At 42.8% G+C, this 19,519-nt stretch carries 17 protein-coding genes; 10 read left to right on the forward strand and 7 right to left on the reverse strand.

The window, feature by feature from the left end; all coding sequences use genetic code 11:
• Nucleotides 1–391: 391 nt before the first annotated feature.
• On the reverse strand, nucleotides 392–661 hold the full coding sequence (locus CJ305_RS14355; RefSeq protein ID WP_099646985.1) for a hypothetical protein: 270 nt from the start codon (nucleotides 659–661) through the stop codon (nucleotides 392–394).
• A 338-nt stretch (nucleotides 662–999) separates the two neighbouring features.
• Here CJ305_RS14355 and CJ305_RS14360 point away from each other — a divergent pair, with 338 nt between their 5' ends.
• The 3 genes from CJ305_RS14360 to CJ305_RS14370 all read left to right on the forward strand — a co-directional run bounded on the left by CJ305_RS14360 (nucleotide 1,000) and on the right by CJ305_RS14370 (nucleotide 4,382).
• Nucleotides 1,000–2,286 carry a mechanosensitive ion channel family protein gene (locus CJ305_RS14360; RefSeq protein ID WP_099646986.1) on the forward strand — a complete coding sequence of 429 codons (1,287 nt, stop codon included), beginning with the start codon at nucleotides 1,000–1,002 and terminating at the stop codon, nucleotides 2,284–2,286.
• A 71-nt stretch (nucleotides 2,287–2,357) separates the two neighbouring features.
• Nucleotides 2,358–3,446 carry an endonuclease/exonuclease/phosphatase family protein gene (locus tag CJ305_RS14365; RefSeq protein ID WP_099646987.1) on the forward strand — a complete coding sequence of 363 codons (1,089 nt, stop codon included), beginning with the start codon at nucleotides 2,358–2,360 and terminating at the stop codon, nucleotides 3,444–3,446.
• Nucleotides 3,447–3,455: 9 nt separating this feature from the next.
• Entirely contained in the window at nucleotides 3,456–4,382 is a 927-nt protein-coding gene (locus CJ305_RS14370) for a mechanosensitive ion channel family protein (protein WP_099646988.1), read from the forward strand.
• On the opposite strand, the gene CJ305_RS14375 is transcribed toward CJ305_RS14370, so the two are convergent.
• The 3 genes from CJ305_RS14375 to CJ305_RS14385 are packed head-to-tail and all read right to left on the reverse strand — an operon-like array spanning nucleotide 4,379 to nucleotide 7,125.
• Complete coding sequence (locus CJ305_RS14375) at nucleotides 4,379–5,725, reverse strand: GntP family permease (protein WP_099646989.1); 1,347 nt, start codon at nucleotides 5,723–5,725, stop codon at nucleotides 4,379–4,381. The two genes, CJ305_RS14370 and CJ305_RS14375, sit on opposite strands and share 4 nt — an antisense overlap.
• A 9-nt stretch (nucleotides 5,726–5,734) precedes the next feature.
• Entirely contained in the window at nucleotides 5,735–6,217 is a 483-nt protein-coding gene (locus tag CJ305_RS14380) for a gluconokinase (protein ID WP_099646990.1), read from the reverse strand.
• Between the two features lie 14 nt (nucleotides 6,218–6,231).
• Nucleotides 6,232–7,125: a DUF72 domain-containing protein gene (locus CJ305_RS14385; RefSeq protein ID WP_099646991.1), complete on the reverse strand. Its 894-nt coding sequence runs from the start codon at nucleotides 7,123–7,125 to the stop codon at nucleotides 6,232–6,234.
• A 260-nt stretch (nucleotides 7,126–7,385) separates the two neighbouring features.
• On the opposite strand from CJ305_RS14385, the gene CJ305_RS14390 reads away from it, so the two are divergent.
• From CJ305_RS14390 to CJ305_RS14400, 3 genes are all read left to right on the forward strand, one after another.
• A complete protein-coding gene (locus tag CJ305_RS14390; RefSeq protein ID WP_099646992.1) occupies nucleotides 7,386–8,102 on the forward strand; it encodes a LolA-like protein in 717 nt (238 codons plus the stop codon).
• Between the two features lie 179 nt (nucleotides 8,103–8,281).
• Nucleotides 8,282–11,332 (forward strand): WD40/YVTN/BNR-like repeat-containing protein, encoded by a 3,051-nt coding sequence (locus tag CJ305_RS14395; RefSeq protein WP_099646993.1) that lies wholly within the window; start codon nucleotides 8,282–8,284, stop codon nucleotides 11,330–11,332.
• A 130-nt stretch (nucleotides 11,333–11,462) separates the two neighbouring features.
• Nucleotides 11,463–11,687, forward strand: a complete 225-nt coding sequence (locus CJ305_RS14400) for a hypothetical protein (protein WP_099646994.1) — start codon at nucleotides 11,463–11,465, stop codon at nucleotides 11,685–11,687.
• 64 nt (nucleotides 11,688–11,751) lie between these two features.
• Here CJ305_RS14400 and CJ305_RS14405 read toward each other — a convergent pair whose 3' ends face one another.
• Complete coding sequence (locus CJ305_RS14405) at nucleotides 11,752–12,393, reverse strand: protein-L-isoaspartate(D-aspartate) O-methyltransferase (protein ID WP_099646995.1); 642 nt, start codon at nucleotides 12,391–12,393, stop codon at nucleotides 11,752–11,754.
• 258 nt (nucleotides 12,394–12,651) lie between these two features.
• Here CJ305_RS14405 and CJ305_RS14410 point away from each other — a divergent pair, with 258 nt between their 5' ends.
• From CJ305_RS14410 to dnaN, 4 genes are all read left to right on the forward strand, one after another.
• The gene (locus CJ305_RS14410; RefSeq protein WP_099646996.1) at nucleotides 12,652–13,617 is read left to right on the forward strand and encodes a Gfo/Idh/MocA family protein; all 966 of its coding nucleotides are present in this window, start codon (nucleotides 12,652–12,654) and stop codon (nucleotides 13,615–13,617) included.
• A gap of 15 nt (nucleotides 13,618–13,632) precedes the next feature.
• Nucleotides 13,633–14,352, forward strand: coding sequence for a gliding motility-associated ABC transporter permease subunit GldF (gene gldF, locus CJ305_RS14415; protein ID WP_099646997.1), 720 nt, complete (start codon nucleotides 13,633–13,635; stop codon nucleotides 14,350–14,352).
• Between the two features lies 1 nt (nucleotide 14,353).
• On the forward strand, nucleotides 14,354–16,030 hold the full coding sequence (gene gldG, locus CJ305_RS14420) for a gliding motility-associated ABC transporter substrate-binding protein GldG (protein ID WP_099646998.1): 1,677 nt from the start codon (nucleotides 14,354–14,356) through the stop codon (nucleotides 16,028–16,030).
• 212 nt (nucleotides 16,031–16,242) lie between these two features.
• A complete protein-coding gene (gene dnaN / locus CJ305_RS14425) occupies nucleotides 16,243–17,361 on the forward strand; it encodes a DNA polymerase III subunit beta (protein ID WP_099646999.1) in 1,119 nt (372 codons plus the stop codon).
• A 133-nt stretch (nucleotides 17,362–17,494) separates the two neighbouring features.
• Here the strand turns inward: dnaN and CJ305_RS14430 are convergent, their stop codons facing one another.
• Together CJ305_RS14430 and CJ305_RS14435 are read right to left on the reverse strand one after the other, a co-directional pair.
• The gene (locus CJ305_RS14430) at nucleotides 17,495–17,851 is read right to left on the reverse strand and encodes a hypothetical protein (RefSeq protein ID WP_189319460.1); all 357 of its coding nucleotides are present in this window, start codon (nucleotides 17,849–17,851) and stop codon (nucleotides 17,495–17,497) included.
• 197 nt (nucleotides 17,852–18,048) lie between these two features.
• Nucleotides 18,049–19,515: a glutamate synthase subunit beta gene (locus tag CJ305_RS14435; protein ID WP_099647001.1), complete on the reverse strand. Its 1,467-nt coding sequence runs from the start codon at nucleotides 19,513–19,515 to the stop codon at nucleotides 18,049–18,051.
• Between the last annotated feature and the right edge of the window lie 4 nt (nucleotides 19,516–19,519).

Genomic DNA, 19,519 nt, shown 5'->3' on the forward strand with positions numbered 1-19,519 from the left:
TTCGAACCTGTGACCGTCTGCTTAGAAGGCAGATGCTCTATCCAACTGAGCTACGCGACCGGTTTTGCGGGTGCAAATATAATGCTTTAACCAAAAAGTGAAAGCTATACACCTTAAAAAATACGCTTTTTAAACAAATTAATTATACTTATCTGAAATTTAGCAATTTACCAAAAATGAAAAACCCGCGCTTGCGCGACGGGCCTTTCTCCCAACTTAAACTTTTCTCAATTACGATTTGGGGAAATCGAATTTTCAATTAAACGTTCAGAACGGTTTAGGGGTAAAATGAACTGATCACTTAAAAGAGCATTAGGGGTTGTGTTGTAAATAGCTATTCAATAGGATTTGGGTGTGTTTAAGTTTGGGGTGATTTGAGGGTGAAAAGCCCTTATACTGTTTTTACAGGACTCTTGATTTTGGCTAACTCGAGGGGCACGTGAGTATAAATGATGTTTCCTTTATATTCTCGTTTCTCAAGGTCGTGTAATCTAAGTACAGCTTCGGGTAACTCTACAGCAGTTTTTGGGGTTTTTAATTCAATTGTAGCTTCTTTTGGACTTGGGGCAGATGGTTTAGATTCTTCAGCCTCAGTCTCAGACTGAGCGCTAACTAAACAGGTCAATAAAAGAGCACCGATTAGCGTAATTGATTTTTTCATGAATTGGGGTTTTGTTGTATTACGACGTAAATGTATTTACTTTCATCTATTAAAAACAAATTAAATCGATAAAATGCATTAAAATTTAAGTATTTTAACATTTAACATATTTTAAAAGGCGAAATTGAACTATTATTCCTACAATATATCATATGTTTATCCTTAAAAACGTCTTAAACAAGAACTTATCTGAATATCAATAAATACACAATGTAATATTTATCTTACATTTTCAAATTGACACCCACTTAATAGAATCGATATACGTGTTTCTTTAATACCCTTTAACCATAAATAGAAAGCCTATTCCTATTTTTGCAAATCAAACAAAGCACCCGATGGTTTTAGACTTAGATGGCTATCTCAAATTTTTTACGGAGTATTTAAAAGATCTGGGCGTTTCCGGCATTTATGCTGAGATGCTTTCGGTTTTTCTCAATGGCTTTATTTTTCTGATCCTGCTGGCACTACTCGATCGCTTGCTCAAACGGGTCATCATCGAAGCCTTTAAGATATTTAGCAATAAGACCAAGACCTCCTTTGATGACTTTTTGGTTCTCACCAATTTTCCGCGGTACATCGCACATATAATTCCGCTGGTTTTGTTCAACTGGTTTTTCACCCAATTGCTTGACGATTATGAGACGACGCTTTATTGGTTAAAAAAACTCCTGAATATCTATGTCATTCTGCTGGTTGTAAAAATTATACGCAGTATCCTGCGTACCACGCGTGATTACTTTCAGACTAAAGAGCAGTATTTTGACAAACCCCTGCAGAGCTACCTTCAGGTAACTATGCTTTTCCTGTGGGCTCTGGGTATTTTCTTCTTCATTCTTGAACTTTTTGACAGAGACCCTTTAGATTTTATTCTACAATTGGGAGCTGCTTCGGCGATTATTCTGCTGATTTTTAAAGACACTATTTTGGGTTTCGTCGCTTCCATTCAGGTTTCCATAAATGATATTGTACGCATCGGCGACTGGATCACCTTTAGCAAATATGGCGCAGACGGTAATGTGACCGAAATAAACCTGGCTACAGTTAAGGTACAAAACTGGGACAATACCTACACCACCATCCCAACCTATAGCCTCATTTCAGATTCCTTTCAAAACTGGCGGGGAATGCAGGAAAGCGAAGGGCGTCGTATTAAACGCGCGGTTTATATCAAACAAAATTCGGTACGTTTTCTTACCGATGACGATCTAAAACGTCTCAAACGCATTCAACTGGTCGCTCCTTATATAGATCACATGCAAAAAGAGGTATTGCGCACCAACCGAAAGCTCGAGGTTGATGACAGCCTGCCTATTAACGGTCTTAATCAGACCAATCTGGGTGTTTTTAGGAAATATATTGATGCCTATTTGTATGAAAACCCTGCGATTAACAAAGACCTCTTTCTGATGGTTCGTCATTTACCCCCTACGGCTCAGGGCATTCCTTTAGAGATATTTTGCTTTAGCAAAGACAAGCGTTGGGAACATTATGAGCACATTCAGGCCGATATTTTTGATCATGTGATTGCTGCGGTCTCCTATTTTGATCTGGAAATCTTTGAAGAACCCTCTTCTAAAGATATTACCAACTTCTTAACGCAAAGGCACGTAAAAAACGATTAGGTTGCTGTTTGATTCATTTTGAGACTTTCAAAATGAAAACGTCCTCTAAAAAGGACCTAAACAACTAACCGATGACTTTTAAAAGTTTCCTGCAAATCCTTGGAGGTACCGCTGTGGTACTTACCCTTTTACCCTTTATTGCCGCTGATTATTGGTGGATACGTGTTTTTGATTTTCCGCATCTGCAACTTACCGTATTTACGGCTATTGCCACACTGGCCTACTTTATGCGCTTTGACATCAGGTGGTTTAAAGATTATGTATTTATGAGCGTGATGATTGCCTGTCTGGTTTTTCAGGTCCTAAAAATTTACCCTTATACAGGCGTTGCTGAGTATGAAGTACTTGATGCTCAAAATGAGAAGGCCGAAGCCCAATTTAATATCCTCGTGGCTAACGTACTTGAGAAGAACACCAAATACGACAGCCTTTTGGCAGAAGTTAAAACTAAAAACCCGGATATCTTATTACTTCTGGAAGCAGATGATAAATGGCTTAATGCGGTTGATCCTACACTTAAGAGCGAATATCCCTATTATAAAGGTGCGCCGCTGAGTAATACCTACGGAATGCTCCTGTATTCAAAACTGCCTCTGCAAAATTCCGAAGTTCATTATCTGGTAGACGACAGCATCCCCTCTATTGATGCGCGCGTCACACTAAAATCTGGCGAACAGGTTCAACTCTTTGCAATACACCCTACTCCGCCTATGCCACAGCACAATCCGCGGTCTACAGACCGGGATGCCGAAATGATGAAAACGGCTTTTAAAAGTAGAGAGTCTTCCCTACCTGTTTTGGTCCTTGGGGATTTTAACGATGTTGCCTGGTCTGAGTCTACGCAGTTGTTTAAAGAGGTAAGTGAATTGCTAGACCCCAGACTGGGACGTGGTCTTTTTAATACGTTCAACGCCAATAACATCCTGATGCGCTGGCCGCTGGATCATATTTTTGTTTCTGAACATTTTAGAGTTGTTGAATTAGATCGCGGAGCCAAAATAGGTTCAGATCACTTTCCGGCTTACATTAAACTAAGTTTAGAGCCCGAAAATAAAGAAGAACAAACTCCTGCCCTTCCCACCGAAAACCAACTGGAGCGCGCTTACGAAATCATTCAAAAGGAAGCCACTCAAAAAGATACCCGAAAAGAAACTAATTAATTACACAAAATGGAAGACAATCACACAGTTTCAGAAGCCTTTCAAAATTTTTATGACAGTTTTATAGAGCAGTTGCCGGGAATAGGTCTGGGTGTGCTCATTATAATTCTGGGAACGCTTATCGGCGCCTGGGTGGGCAATTTTGCCCGTCAGCGCATCTCACAACGCACTCAGGATCCCTTAATGAGTCGGTTTTTGGGTAAAGCCATTCGCATTACCTTCTTTATAATCGCTGTCATGCTGGCGCTAAGAGCAGCAGGACTGGGTGCGATTGCTACCGGGATTTTAACCGCTGCGGGTGCCAGTGCCGTAGTTTTAGGCTTTGCTTTTAAAGATATAGGCGAAAATTTTATAGCCGGGATTATACTGGCATTCAACAGACCCTTTAACGTAAACGATACGGTAGAAATTGGGGATAACTTTGGAAAGGTGAAAGCCCTGGAGTTTCGCTATACGAAGCTTAAAACTTTTGACGGAAAAGATGTCTATATCCCAAACAGTGATGTGCTCACCACTCCTGTTACCAACTATACGGAAGACGGATTCTTCCGCTGGAATTTTACCATTGGTATTGCCTACGAAGATAATATTGACGGAGCCAAAAAAGTGGTGATGGAAGCTTTGCGTGCCGAACCCAACGTGATTGAAGATGAGGAGCACGAAAATTTTGTGATTGAAGATGAGCTTGCAACCAGTACCGTAAACCTGAAAGTATACTTTTGGGTTGATACTAAAGACTTCCGCAGAATGGCGCTTATTACTAAAGGTAGCGTTGTACGGAAGGTGAAAGAGGCTTTAGAAGATAACGGTTTCTATATGCCGGCAGATATTCAGGAAATCAAGTTGTATGGTGCGGCAAAAGACAGCCCGCTGCGTTTTGAGCAAACTTCACAAAGTACTCCTCAAAATTCAGAAGCTAAAAAATCAGATTCCTAAACCAGAAACCAGAGTAAAGTAGATACTGCAAGCCCTACAAGGGCGATGAGTGAAGTAAGTACAGACCAGGTTTTAAAGGTTTGCTTTTCGGTTAGTCCCAAATACTGCTTTACCAGCCAGAAACCGCTGTCGTTTACGTGTGAAAATACGGATGCTCCTGCCGCAATGGCGATTACCAGTATCGCGAGTTGCATCTCAGAATATGCTGTTCCTTCCAGAAGCGGAGCGGTAATCCCTGCTGCGGTGATCATCGCAACAGTAGACGAACCCTGCATAATTCGCACTACCGCCGCTACCAGGAAACCAAATACCACCGGCGGAAAGTAATCGCTGGTGAGTGACTCCGCGATCATCGTTCCGGCACCAGTATCGATCAGTATTTGTTTAAATGCGCCTCCTGCTCCGGTAAGCAAAATGATCACTCCGGCAGGATAAAGGGCTTTTGTTGAAATATCGAGTAGCGTCTCTTTGGAAACCTTTCGGCGAATGCCTAAAACATACCACGCGATCAGATTGGCCAGAATCAATGCCGTAAACGGATGCCCAAGCAACTGGGCTGTATAGATCACGCCATCAGGAATTGACCAGTCTGCGGCCAGTGGACTCGTAAGCACCGTATTGAAAACGATAAGGGCAATTGGTAAAAAGATAATGGCCAGAATACCGGAGGCTGAAGGTAATTGCTTTGGAGTCTCTGCTTCCACCTGAGACTCAAAAGGCGCATCAATATGAATTTTTGAAGCGATGTAACGTGCGAAAAAAGGTCCGGCGACAGCCGCAGCGGGAATACCGGTTACAAATCCAAATACGATCACCCAGCCCAAATTGGCCTGCAGAATGTCTGCGACCGCAATAGGTCCCGGCGTGGGAGGAATAAAAGCGTGAGTCACAGCCAGACCCGCCAGTAAGGGCAAAGCATAAAGCAACAGCGATTTTTTGGTATCGCGTTGTAAGGCGTAAATAAGCGGGATTAAAATGATGAAAGCCACATCAAAAAATACCGGGATTGCGATAAAAAATCCGGCGAGCATAATAGACCAAGGGGCCCGCTTGATTCCGAATTTAGAAAGCAAAACATTAGCCAGTTGCTGCGCTCCTCCTGAATGCTCCAAAACAGCCCCAAAAAGAGATCCTAAACCTACAACGGTGGCGACAAAACCCAGGGTACCTCCCACTCCTTTGGTTATAGAATCCAGAATAGCCTGAGGCTGCATTCCGCTTAAAACACCCACCGTAATACAGACAATAAGCAACGCAAGAAACGCCTGTAATTTAAAGCGAAGTATTAAAAGTAGTAATAAGGCAATACCCGCAAAAACGGCAAACAGCAACTGATAATCCATAAACTGCCCTTAAAGTTTCTTTACAATCTCGTCAACAATGGCTTCCGGGCTGGGCTCAATAGAAACGTGAATGCCGTAGTCAGGTTCTTCAAGGGTGTCCAGTTGCGATTGCAGCAATTCCGAGTTAAAAAAATGCCCTTTTCGATTGTCTAAACGGGATTTTAATAATTCAAAAGAACCTTCTAAATAAACCCATTGTGGCGTCACTTTCTGAGAAAGCAACTTGCGATAAGATTCCTTAAGCGCCGAACAGGCCAGTACGGCACCGGAGTTTTTACTCCACGCTTCCATCTCCTGAGCCAGGGTTTCAAGCCAGGGTTTTCGGTCGGCATCGTTGAGGGGATTGCCTCCGGCCATCTTATCTACATTCGCTTTCGGATGGTAATCATCAGCGTCTTTAAAGGAAATATCAAGCCGTTCTGCCAATAATTTACCAATAGTGCTTTTTCCGCTTCCGGACACACCGAAAACTACTATTACTTTTTCTTTCATTTACTTTTTTTATTTCAGAGGTCCAGAGTAGGTGCATCGTTATCTTTTCCGGGTATTTTTAAATCAAAACCAAAACGACTGTTCATCTGTTTTATAAAATGGGTGGCCAGCAGTGGTGATTCTTTCTCCACATTTTGATGGATAAAAAAATCAATCTGGCGCAGTCCCTGTTCCATCCAGGTATCCAAACGATCTACCCAGGCATCCAGACGATCGTAATCACTGGGATGATTAGCGCCTACAAAACGGATAAATGCTTCTTCGCTGGTCATACGCATATGCATAATATCCCGTCTTCCGGCCGTATCTACCAGCACATTACTGATGTTGTGCTCTTCAAGCAAATAATACAGTTTATTTGAAACTTCGGGAGTATTGAACCAATCGGTATGTCTGAACTCGATCGCCAGCGGAACTTCACGCGGCCACGCATTGACAAAATTGACCACGCGATCCCAGTCTTTAGGAGCAAAGTTGTTATGCATCTGTAGAAAAACAGTCCCCAGATTCTCCTTAAGCAAAAGGGTATGGTCCAGATATTCGGGTAGTAATTTTTCGGCATCAATCAAGCGTTTCAGGTGACTGATGGTCTGGGTTATTTTTGGGAAAAACTTAAACCCATCCGGTACTTTTTCCTGCCATTTTTCAAACTGATCCTTAGGAAAGAGCCTGTAAAAGGTAGCATTCAATTCTATAGAATTAAACTGGCGGGAATAGTAGCCCAATTCATCTTTGGTACCTCTCGGATAAAAATTCTTTAAATCCTGCTTATTCCATTTGGCACAACCCACATACAATTGCGGTTTTTGATTGTTTGCCTTGCTGTTTAAAATTACCTGCGTATCGGGATGATCTGGAGGAAGCGTAAAATCTATAGCTTCCGGGTTATCTACTTTACCAAATTTCATTTATTCATTTTTTTAATACACATATTTAGCGCTGCTTTAATCTTATTGACGGGCACTGGGTAGTATATATACCTAGCGCGTTTTCATAGAATTGAAGCCAAAAAGCTTTGGTCTTTAAAGATATAAATCCCAAACTGAAACAAAGGGATTGCAACCGGAGGTTTTAGGAAAATCCTTAATTTTTAATTTTTATGATTAGATTGTGTAACAGAATGGCACAATTGATGTCTTACTCGCAAAGAATCTAAAAACAGAAATTTATGAAACTCGTTAAAACCTTATTTATTCTTGCTGTTGTGGCTGTGACTATGCCGCTTTCTGCACAAACTGCAGATGAAATCATCAGCACCTACATCGAAAATACCGGCGGTGATGCCTGGAATGATGTAGAAGCTACTAAAATGAGCGCTACGGTTAATCAGGGCGGAATGTCGATCCCGGTGACTGTTTATAATACTAAAGACGGAAAACAAGCGGTGGTTATTGAATTTAACGGTCAAAAAATCACACAAATGGCTTTTGACGGAGAGACTTTATGGACTACCAATTTTATGTCTATGAAGCCCGAAAAAGCTTCTGAAGAGATGAGCAACAATATGAAGCTCAACAATAACGACTTCCCTTCTCCACTGTTACACTATAAAGAAAATGGATATGAGGTTGAATATGTAGGTGTTGAAACCAAAGACGGTGCAGAAACCTATAAAGTTAAAGTTGTTCAGGAGCCTGTTATGATGAATGGTGTTGAAACGCCAAGCATCAGCTACTACTACTTTGATCAGGACTCGTATGTGCCTATCGCGATCGAAACAACTCAAATGGGACAGCCTATTAACATCACCATGAGTGATTATCAGGAGGTTGAAGGTCTATACTTTCCATTTGCGATGAGCCAGGCCGGTCAGCCTTTTCAAATGAGCGAGATCGTGGTTAATCCTGAGATCGACGAGAGTATTTTCGAATTTCCAGAAGAATAAATCCCTGAACTTAAAATCCTTATAAAGGAATCTAAGAGCTTAAGCAATAAACTAAAAGGTGCCTTTACGATGTTTTGGCACCTTTTTTAGTTAAACGTTTACTGTCTTTTTTGCTTCAACTAACCGAATCAAACCGTGCTTGCCGCATTTAGCTCCGCCAGCACATAATACATACGAAGATGAAAAAAATACTACTCAGTCTTACCGGTGCCCTAATGACGTTTGCGTCTGTAGCCGCTCAAGAAGAAATCACACTTACGGGTAAGCAACTCTTTGGCGATCTCAAAGCCCGTCAGATTGGTCCAGCTCTGATGAGCGGCCGCTTTATAGATCTTGAGGCCCATCCCACCAACAACCGTATTTTGTACGCCGGTGCTGCCGGTGGTGGTGTTTGGAAAACCGAAAACGGTGGAGCAAGCTTTGAACCCGTTTTTGACGAACATGCGCAATCTATTGGTGCCATTGAAATTGATCCCACAGATCCCGATAAAACCGTTTGGGTGGGCACCGGAGAAATCTGGACCCGCAACTCGGTAAGCCTTGGCGACGGACTCTATAAATCAACCGATGGCGGCGCAACCTGGAAGAATGTAGGTTTTGAAAACTCAGAGCGCATCAGTGCTATCGTGATCAACCCCGAAAATAATCAGGAAATGTACGTCGCAGTTCTAGGCGCGCTGTGGAGCGACAGTGAAGAACGTGGTATTTATAAAAGTACCGATGCCGGGACTACCTGGGAAAAAGTGCTTTACACCGATACAGCAACCGGAGCGGCAGATTTGATTATGGATCCTGAAAACCCAAATGTGCTTTATGCTTCGATGTGGAAATTCCGCAGAACACCCTGGGGTTTTGATTCAGGTGGAGCTACGAGCGGAATTTTTAAAAGTACCGATGCCGGAAAGACCTGGAATAAAATTCAAAACGGCATTCCTGAAGGAGATCTGGGCCGTATCGCGATTGCCCTCGCGCCTTCAGATCCTACTATTTTGTATGCTGCTGTAGAAACAGCCAGCGAAAAAACAAACGGACTCTACAAGTCCACCGATGCCGGAGCAAGCTGGGAACACCTAAATAACGATTTTGGTCTTACGGTGCGTCCTTTTTACTTCGCGCGCCTGGTGGTTGATCCTAAAAATCCCGATATCGTGGTCAAAGGTGGTTTAAACGGTTCGTTATCACGCGACGGCGGAAAGACCTTTACCGATTTAGGCTACCAGCACTCAGACATTCACGATATTGTTTTTGATCTAAAAGACAGTGATCGTATGTATACCGCAACAGACGGCGGGGTTTACCGCAGCTGGGATGGCGGGGCAACCTTTGAAATGGTAGAAGATTTACCGGTTTCACAGTTTTATCAGATCTCGGTTGACGACGCAACGCCTTATAATATCTATGGTGGTTTGCAGGATAACGGTTCGTGGTACGGCCCTTCAGCCTCTCCCGGAGGTATAGAAGCCCGTGACTGGGAGCGCGTAGGTCAGGGAGATGGTTTCCGCGTATTGAAACACTCTACCAAGCCCTATATCTATTCGGAAATGCAGGGCGCACAAACGGTATGGCGTTACAATACCGAGCGTAACCAAACCAAAAATGTAGCTCCACAGCCTGAAGGTGATGAGAAATTGCGTTTTAACTGGAATGCGCCAATGGCCCTGTCAGCACACGCGCCAGATCGTTTTTATATGGGAAGTCAGTATCTGCACAAAAGTGAGGATATGGGTGATACCTGGTTTAAAATTTCGCCAGACCTTACCACAAACGATCCTAAAAAGCAGGAACTGGAATCAGGCGGATTATCCCTTGACAAATCGGGTGCTGAGACGCACACAACCATTTTCACCATCGCTGAATCTCCTCTGGATGAAAACATCATCTGGGTAGGGACTGATGATGGTAATGTTCAACTAACTCAAAACGGCGGTAAAACCTGGACTAATCTGGTCGAAAACATTCCGAATTTACCGGCAAATACGTGGGTGTATCATATTGAAGCCAGCGTTCACAGCAAAGGAACGGCGTATGCGGTTTTTGACGGTCACGCAACCGGCGATATGAACACCTACGTGTATAAAACCACCGATTTCGGTAAAACCTGGAATTCTTTAGTAACCGATGAGATTAAAGGTTTCGCCCGAAACATTCAGGAAGATTACGAGAGTGAAGATCTGTTGTTTTTGGGAACTGAATTTGGTCTGTTTATCACCGTTGATGGCGGTAAGCACTGGTCGCATTTCACCAACAACCTTCCGCCAGTCGCGGTGCATTATATTGAATTGCAAAAGCAAACTTCCGATTTAGTCTTAGGAACTCACGGTCGTGGTGTGATCATCATCGATGACATTTCGCCTTTACGACAAATCAATCAGGATGTTTTAGCGGAAGAACTGCATTTTTTTGAAACCCCTGCCGGAATTATTGATGAAAGCTCGGGCTTTGGCAGTACCAGTACCGAAACGCAGTTTGTAGGGCCTAATCCCAGCAAGCAGGCTAAGATTATGTATTACCTTAAAAAGCGTCACACTTTTGGTAAAATGACTATGGAAATAAGGGATACGGAAGGCAACCTTATCGCTGAGCCCGCTCCCGGAAAATCAAAAGGTCTGAATATTGTGCTTTGGGATCAGTTGAAAAAAGCTCCTAAAGTAGCAGTAGGTAAAATACCTTCGTTTGTAGCGGCTCCCTACGCCGAAGCCGGCACCTACAAAGTCATTATCACTAAAGGTAAAGACACTTACGAGCACAACATTAGGATTGAAAATGATCCCAATACGATGCTGAGTGAGGCAGACCGCGAGGCACAGCGCAAATTAACAATGCGCTTGTTTGATGATGTGGAAGATCTAGCCTATCTGGGATATCGTATTGATCATTGGGTTGAAAAACTGGAAGGACTGGAATCTAAGAAAGCGACTAAAGCCCGCGAAGAACTTACCGCTTTGAAGAAAACTTTGGTAATTACCACCGGTGACCGCTATGTTCAGGAAGCAGAACCCGAACTGCGTGAAAAGTTGAGCGAACTCTACAACAACGTGGCTGCTGCTTTTGAAAAACCCGCTCCGGTATTTTACCGCAATGCGGAGACCTACGAGACGCAAATTAAAAATGCGTGGGAAACCTATTCTAAAATTGAAAAGAAATACTTTGAAACACTTAACAAGGAAATCCAAAAAGCAGAAAAAGAACCAGTGACTTTTAAAACTAAAGAAGATTTTATAGCAGAATAATTTTTGTTTCGAAATCATAACAAGCCCCGTAAAACCTCGTTTTCACGGGGCTTTTTTATGTATGTACGAAATCGGTTTTTGGCGTTTTGCGTTTCGTTTTGTAAATTTTAACAGTTAAGAATGTATGATTATGAAAGAGCAACGCAAAAGAAACACCCGCAAACGAATAGCAAAACAACTACTGGGCGTAAGTATAGCCTGGATCACCGGTATCGCATTGGTAGGCTTTGCACTTACTCAGGTAAAGCCGGTAGAGCTAATTGAGCTGAAATTTATTCCGGTGTATGCGGTGGCATTACTTTCAGCTGTTGGACTTGGCTGGTATTATTACACTTACCAGCAATTACGGGGATAGATTTTTCGCGTTCGCGAAAGAAGTAGAGACCGTTTTCCTGATGAATTATTTAAACGCCTACCGTTTAATTCTTATCCTCTAATAACGGAACAAAGCGAAATTCTCCGTATTCCTTTTTCTCAAATTCAGTTTCTGATTTTCGGATGATGCGCGTCATAGTTTGTACGTCGTCCCCTACCGGAATGACCAGCTTCCCTCCTATTTTCAATTGTGCCAAAAGCGGTTTTGGAATATAAGGAGCTCCTGCGGTTACAATGATTCCGTCAAAAGGGGCAAACTCAGGCATTCCCAAATAGCCGTCACCAAAACTCAGGCGTTTGGGTCGATAGCCCAGTTTCGTCAGGAAATTTTTGGTCTTCTTAAACAGTTCCTGCTGGCGTTCTATACTATATACTTTGGCACCTACTTCACACAGCACAGCAGTTTGATACCCGCTTCCCGTGCCTATTTCCAGAATTTTATCTCCTTTTTTGATCTGCAGCAATTCGGTTTGAAAACCTACGGTATAGGGCTGCGAAATGGTCTGATCTGCAGCAATAGGAAATGCCTTGTCCTGATAGGCGTGATCCTCAAAACTGCTGTCCATAAAAAAGTGACGCGGAATTTTGCGTATAGCCTCAAGAACCAGTGGATCTTTGACCCCTTTTTTTTCTACAATCTGAGCCAGTAAACGGCGCTTTCCCTGGTGACGTGTAGTATCATTCATACCGCTAAAATAAGCAAAGCAGCCCCACTCCTGCCAGTCTTTAAACTATAATTTTTCAACAGTCAGAGCAGTTTCAGATAAATGTGTTGTTTAAAAAGAATCGCTTTAAACTTAATGCCATTGCTGCTTAGCAGTTTCCTGCTTATTGTCGGTCAGAAAACCTATTTTTGTATGAATCATCAGCTTTTGATGAATTAGAAAAATACCGTTTCCCTAGCGGAAACTTCACGCTCACCAGTTGAGTTAAATAAAGAATTTATGCTTAAAGCCGGCGTTCTGGGTGCAGGTCACCTGGGTAAAATACACCTGAAACTATTACAACAATCTGAATATTATGAGCTCGTAGGGTTTTACGACGAGTCTGAATCTGTAGCCGCAGCTGTGGCAGAAGAGTTTGGTTACAAGCGTTTTCCCACGATGCAGGCGCTTATAGAAGCCTGCGATATGATTGATGTGGTTACGCCAACTACGCATCACTTTGATTGTGCAGAGCAGGTAATCAAAGCCGGTAAACATTTATTTATTGAAAAACCCATTACCCAAACTGTGGAGCAGGCTGTTGCGATACGCGAACTGGCCAAAAAACACGGCGTACGCGGCCAGGTAGGTCACGTAGAGCGTTTCAATCCGGCATTTACTGCCGTTAACGACCTCATTGACAATCCTATGTTTATTGAAGCGCACCGCCTGGCAGAATTTAACCCGCGCGGTACCGATGTGCCTGTGGTGCTTGATTTGATGATACACGATATTGACGCGATTCTTAGCGTTGTGCAAAGCGAGGTAAAAAGCATCTCGGCTTCGGGCGTAGCGGTTATTAGTGACACGCCAGACATCGCCAACGCGCGTATTGAGTTTGCAAACGGCTGCGTAGCTAATCTTACTGCCAGCAGAATCTCGATGAAAAAGATGCGTAAAGCCCGGTTCTTTCAGCGTGATGCATACATTTCAGTAGATTTTCTGGAGAAAAAATGTGAGGTGGTGCGTATGAAAGACGCTCCTGAAAATCCGGATGATTTTGCGATGATTCTTCAGAATGCCGAAGGAGTTAAAAAACAAATTTACTTTGATAACCCTGAGGTAGAACCGAATAACGCGATTCTTGATGAACTTAACGCTTTCGCGAAAGCGATACAACAAGATGAGACGCCTGTCGTTAGTTTGGCACAGGGAACCGAAGCCCTGCGGGTCGCGATGAAAATCATTGCAGATCTCGAAAAATAATCTGGTACAACGTTTATGTTTAGCATTTTAAAAAAAGAATTTCATTCCTTTTTTGCTTCGCCGGTAGGCTATCTCGTGATCGGGCTGTTTTTAGTACTCAACGGCTTGTTTTTGTGGGTGTTCGACTCCGGTTTCAACATCTTTGATTACGGTTTTGCAGACCTCACGCCCTTTTTTCAACTCACACCCTGGATTTTTATTTTCCTCATTCCGGCGGTAACGATGCGCAGTTTTAGTGACGAACTCAGGTTGGGAACTCTGGAACTTTTACTGGCACGACCCATCAGTCCGTTGCAGCTCATTTTGGGCAAGTTTCTTGGCGCGCTGACCCTGATCATTTTGGCACTTATACCAACTCTGGTTTATGTTTATGTGATTGACCAACTGGGTAATCCTCCCGGTAATTTTGATAGCGGAATTTTAATTGGATCTTATTTAGGGCTGATATTTCTTGCTGCGGCCTATACCGTGATGGGCATTTTCGCATCTATGCTTTCAGAAAATCAAATAGTGGCCTTTTTAATAGCAGTCTTTCTAAGCTTTCTATTTTACTTTGGTTTTGATGCGCTTTCCGGCTTTTTAAATACCGAATTCCTGCGGGGTTTGAGTCTGAGCACTCATTTTGAAAGTATATCGCGAGGTGTCTTAGACAGTAGGGATTTAGTGTATTTCCTTGCAGTTACCGCCGTATTTATAGCGCTGACCAGGCTAAAACTTCAATCTAAAAGTCTTTGAGATGAAAACAAAATATACCTATCTGGTTTTCGCACTCATTTTAGCAGCAGTTTTGCTGCTTTCCAATTCGGTTTACTTCAGACTTGATCTTACCGAAGATAGTCGTTATACGCTCTCTGAAACTTCAGAAAACATAATAGCTAAGGCCACAGAGCCGCTCGTCGTTGATGTTTTTCTGGAAGGCAACGTCCCTGATGCTTTTCAAAAACTGCAAATTGAAACCCGTCAATTGCTTGAGGAATACGCTTCCGAAAATCCAAATATAAAATTTGCCTTTATTGATCCCGTACCCGAAGGTGCGCAGGTAGAACAGGTAGCTCAGGATTTCAATAACCGCGGAATGCGGCCGCAACAGGTGCAGTTACGCGATAATGGGAAGGTGAGTCAGGAATTTATCTTTCCCTGGGCCATCGCGTCCTATCAGGGCAAAACCGTTACGGTTCCCTTATTGAAAAAAACTTTAGGCGCCAGCCCCGATGAGTTCGTGAGCCGCTCGGTACAAAATCTGGAATATGCGTTTAGCGGAGCCTTTTTCAAACTTTTAAATCCTAAAAGTAAGCGCATAGCAGTGCTGAAAGGCAATGATGAACTGCAAGACCGGTACATAGCCGATATCTTCAGAACACTGCGTGAAAGCTATTATATTGCCCCGTTTCCGCTTGATTCGGTTAACGTAAAAGCCGATACGGTTATGACTGCACTTAGCAAGTTTGATCTTGTTGTCGCTGCAAAACCTACCCGTGCCTTTACCGATGTCGAAAAATATGCGCTTGATCAGTACATCATAAACGGTGGAAAGTCTTTGTTTTTAATCGATCAGGTGGCGATGGAGACCGATAGCCTGTACAAACGCAACGGGATGGCGCTGGCAACCGCACGCAATCTTAATCTGAACGATTTTTTCTTCAATTTTGGGTTACGTGTAAATCCGGTTTTGGTAGAAGATTTGTATGCCGCTCCTCTGGTTCTGGCAAGTGGCGAAGGCAGTGAATCGCAGTACACCCAACTGCCCTGGTTTTTTTATCCTCTGGTCACTCCGCAAGAAAATCATCCCATCAATACGAATATTGATAATCCTGTCGCCTTTGAGTATGTAAACCAAATTGATTTGCTCGATAACGGTTTAGATAAAACGGTGCTACTTCAGAGTTCCCAACTTTCAAAGGTGGATGGCATTCCCTTACCTATCACGCTTGAATCAATCACTACCGAACCTACGCCCGAGCGCTACGCCGCGGGGCCACAAAATCTGGCTGTTTTGGTGGAAGGACAGTTTACTTCTACGTTTAAAAACCGAATTCTTCCGATTGAAAACAGCAACATTCCCTTTCGCGAAAGCGCTACAAAACCCAATGCGATGCTGGTGATTGCTGACGGGGATTTCATCAAGAATGATCTGGACCAAAACGGGAGACCGCTCGAACTGGGCTTTGATAAATTCAGTTTTAAGGAATACGGAAATAAGGAGTTTTTGCTCAACGCCGTGAATTATCTTTTGGATGACTCAGGTCTTATTAACATTAGAAGCAAAACAATCGTGCTTCCCGCGCTTGATATTATGAAAACTTCAAATGAACGCTCCACTTGGCAGGCCTTGACAATAGGGCTTCCGCTGGGGATTCTTCTTATTTTTGGACTGTTGTATACCTTGCTACGCAAGCGCAAATACAGGGCTTAGATGTTGATAAGTTTGTTTCGGCAAAAAATACGATTGGGATATCTTTGTTTAGCTTAAAAAAGAGCTTTAAGTGAGATTTTGAAGGTCTTTAAAATATCCTGTGAGTTGTTTTCAGCTCATTTGAAAAAGCCTAAAGAGACCAATTAACAGATAATAACCTATACCAACCGTCAGACGAATAAACACAGGCTTGTTGGTTAAATTTTAAATACATGAAATTTATTGTATCAAGTTCTTACCTTCTAAAACAACTACAGGTTTTAGGCGGGGTTATCAACAACAGCAATACCCTTCCTATACTCGACAATTTTTTATTTGAGCTCGACGCAAACGTTCTCAAAGTATCTGCTTCAGATCTGGAGACCACAATGATTGCAACTCTTGAAGTAGAGTCTGAAGATAGCGGAAGTATCGCCGTACCTGCGCGTTTGCTTCTTGATACCTTAAAAACATTTCCTGAGCAACCGCTTACGTTTGTTGCCGGAGACACCAATACGGTTGAAATCAGTTCAAACCACGGTAAATACGCGCTGGCTTATGCAAGCGGCGAAGAATTTCCCAATGCCGTTGAACTTGATGACCCGAGTAAAGTAACCATACCTGCTGCGGTTTTAGCTACAGCAGTGAGCAATACGATTTTTGCAACCGGTAATGATGATTTAAGACCGGTAATGAGTGGTGTTTTCTTTCAGTTTAGTACCGAAGGATTGACTTTTGTGGCGACTGACGCCCACAAACTGGTTAAATACCAACGATCTGACGTACAGGCATCACAAACCGCTGAGTTTATTATGCCGAAAAAGCCGCTTAATCTCCTAAAAGGAATTTTGGCTGCCAGTGATGATGATATTACGGTTGAGTATAACGATTCTAACGCGAAGTTCAGCTTTGACAATGTAGAGTTGCTTTGTCGTCTTATCGACGGAAAATACCCCAATTACGAAGCGGTAATCCCGAAAGAGAATCCAAACAAACTGACTATTGATCGTAATCAGTTTTTAAACTCGGTGCGCAGGGTTTCTATTTTCTCAAACAAAACAACCCATCAGATTCGCCTTAAAATTGCGGGTGCTGAGCTTAATATTTCTGCTGAAGATATCGACTACAGCAATAAAGCCGAAGAGCGTTTGACTTGTGATTATCAGGGAGACGATATGCAAATTGGCTTCAACAGCAGATTTTTGGTAGAAATGCTGAACAATTTAAATGCCAATGACGTTTCTCTCGAAATGTCACTTCCTAATCGCGCCGGAATCCTTACTCCGGTTGATGGTCTTGATGAAGGGGAAGCAGTTACCATGCTGGTTATGCCGGTAATGCTTAATAACTAAAAATAAGAGTAAGTAAGTACCTTTTATTATTTTCCGAAAACGTCTTTTTGAGCCTTCAGAAAGGCGTTTTTATTTATAAAAAAAAGATTCCGCTTTGTGGCGGAATCCTTTTTTACTGTTTCGATTTTTGATTTTAGTTGAATGCGTATTCTAAACCGGGACCGTCGCAGGCGCTCCAGCTTCCGGTTAATTCGTTAGAACTGGTATATCTCAGAAGCTCAATGTTATCACCGGTACAGTTGCCGTAGGCTTCATTTTTGGTATCGTGCGTAAACCTGAGGTGTTTGTCACTATTGATCATCACAATCTCAAAGGTTCCGGTAGAGCGATACTCTTTTCCATCTCGCTGCTGAACTTTTTCAAATTTCATATCGTTTTTAAGCAGAAAATATTCCTGCCATTCCATCGCATCGCCGGTAGTTTGAGAATTACGCATCTGGCCGCTCATCGCAACGAGCTCCAATTTTACTGGTTCTGACTGGGCTTGCAAATCTGAAGATTTTTCTTCTTCATCACTACAGGAGAACAACGTGATGAATACTACTAAAATAAAGGGACTTAATTTTTACATAGATTTTTATCGAATTCTTTTCTTTAAGTAGATACAAAAATTGTGCAAAGGTTGCGTTAGAGGTAAAAAAAAAGACCGAAATACATTCGGCCTTTTTATCTGATTTATATAAATATCTAAACGCGTGGCAAATCGCCATCTCCCTTAAGCGGAAGATCTGATTTACCCATCAGGTATTTATCTACATAATGAGCAGCCTGGCGGCCTTCAGAAATAGCCCATACGATTAAGGATTGTCCTCTGCGGGTATCTCCTGCTGCAAAAACGCCGGGTACATTAGTCATATAATCTTCAGGAGACGCTTCAATGTTTGTACGCGCATCCATCTTAATGCCTAACTGCTCAGCGATAGTAGGCTCGCTTCCGGTAAAACCGAGAGCCAGGAGAACCATATCTGCTTTCCATTCTTTTTCCGTTCCGGGGACTTCAGAAAGGTTAGGGCGTTCTCCGGGTTTGTGTGTCCATTCAACTTCCGTAGTGACCAGACCGGTAAGATTACCGTTTTCGTCCCCAACAAATTTTTTGGTAGAAATAGAGAAAAAGCGCTCTGCACCTTCCTTGTGCGACGAACTGGTACGTAGACGCATAGGCCAATACGGCCAGGGCTGATTTTCAGGTCGATCTGGCGTTCCTTTACTCATAATCTCAAAATTCTTAACGCTGGTCGCCCCGTGTCTGATAGAAGTACCTATACAGTCGCTTCCGGTGTCTCCACCACCAATAACAATAACGTCTTTTCCGGTGGCTTTGATTTCTTCACCTTCCCACTGCAAACCATCAACACGACGGTTGTTTTGAGGAAGAAAATCCATCGCCTGATAAATTCCTTTTAAATCAGAACCCGGAATAGGCAAATTACGTCTTACAGTTGCTCCTGTTGAAAGCACAACTGCATCGTACTCTGACTTTAACTGGTCTGCAGAAACGTCTTTACCCACGTGCACACCGCATTTAAAGCTTATGCCCTCTTCTTCTAAAATAGCCAAACGACGATCGATGACGTGTTTTTCCATTTTAAAATCAGGAATTCCGTAGCGTAATAGTCCACCTGCTTTCTCATCGCGCTCGTAAACCGTTACCAAATGACCGGCACGGTTAAGCTGCTGAGCTGCGGCAAGACCCGCAGGTCCTGAACCAATTACGGCCACTTTTTTACCGGTGCGCTTTTCAGGTGGGTTTGCTTTAATCCAGCCGTTTTTAAAAGCCTCTTCAGCAATATTTTTCTCAATATTCTCAATACTTACGGGGTCTTCATTAATACCCAGTACGCAGGCTTCTTCACAAGGTGCAGGACACAATCTTCCCGTAAATTCAGGAAAATTGTTTGTGCCGTGTAAAATTTGTGAAGCCTCTTCCCAACGCTCGCGGTAAACCGCGTCATTAAAGTCTGGAATAAGATTACCCAGCGGGCAACCGCTGTGGCAAAATGGAATTCCACAGTCCATACAGCGGGCTCCTTGCTTTTTCAATTCCGGTTTATCTAGCGGAATGGTAAATTCTTCATATTTCTGAATCCGTTCCTCAACAGGTTTGTACGGTTCATTTTTTCTTTCGTATTCTAAAAATCCGGTTGTCTTTCCCATGATT

This window comes from Leeuwenhoekiella nanhaiensis, assembly GCF_002744755.1.
Taxonomy (GTDB): Bacteria; Bacteroidota; Bacteroidia; order Flavobacteriales; family Flavobacteriaceae; genus Leeuwenhoekiella; species Leeuwenhoekiella nanhaiensis.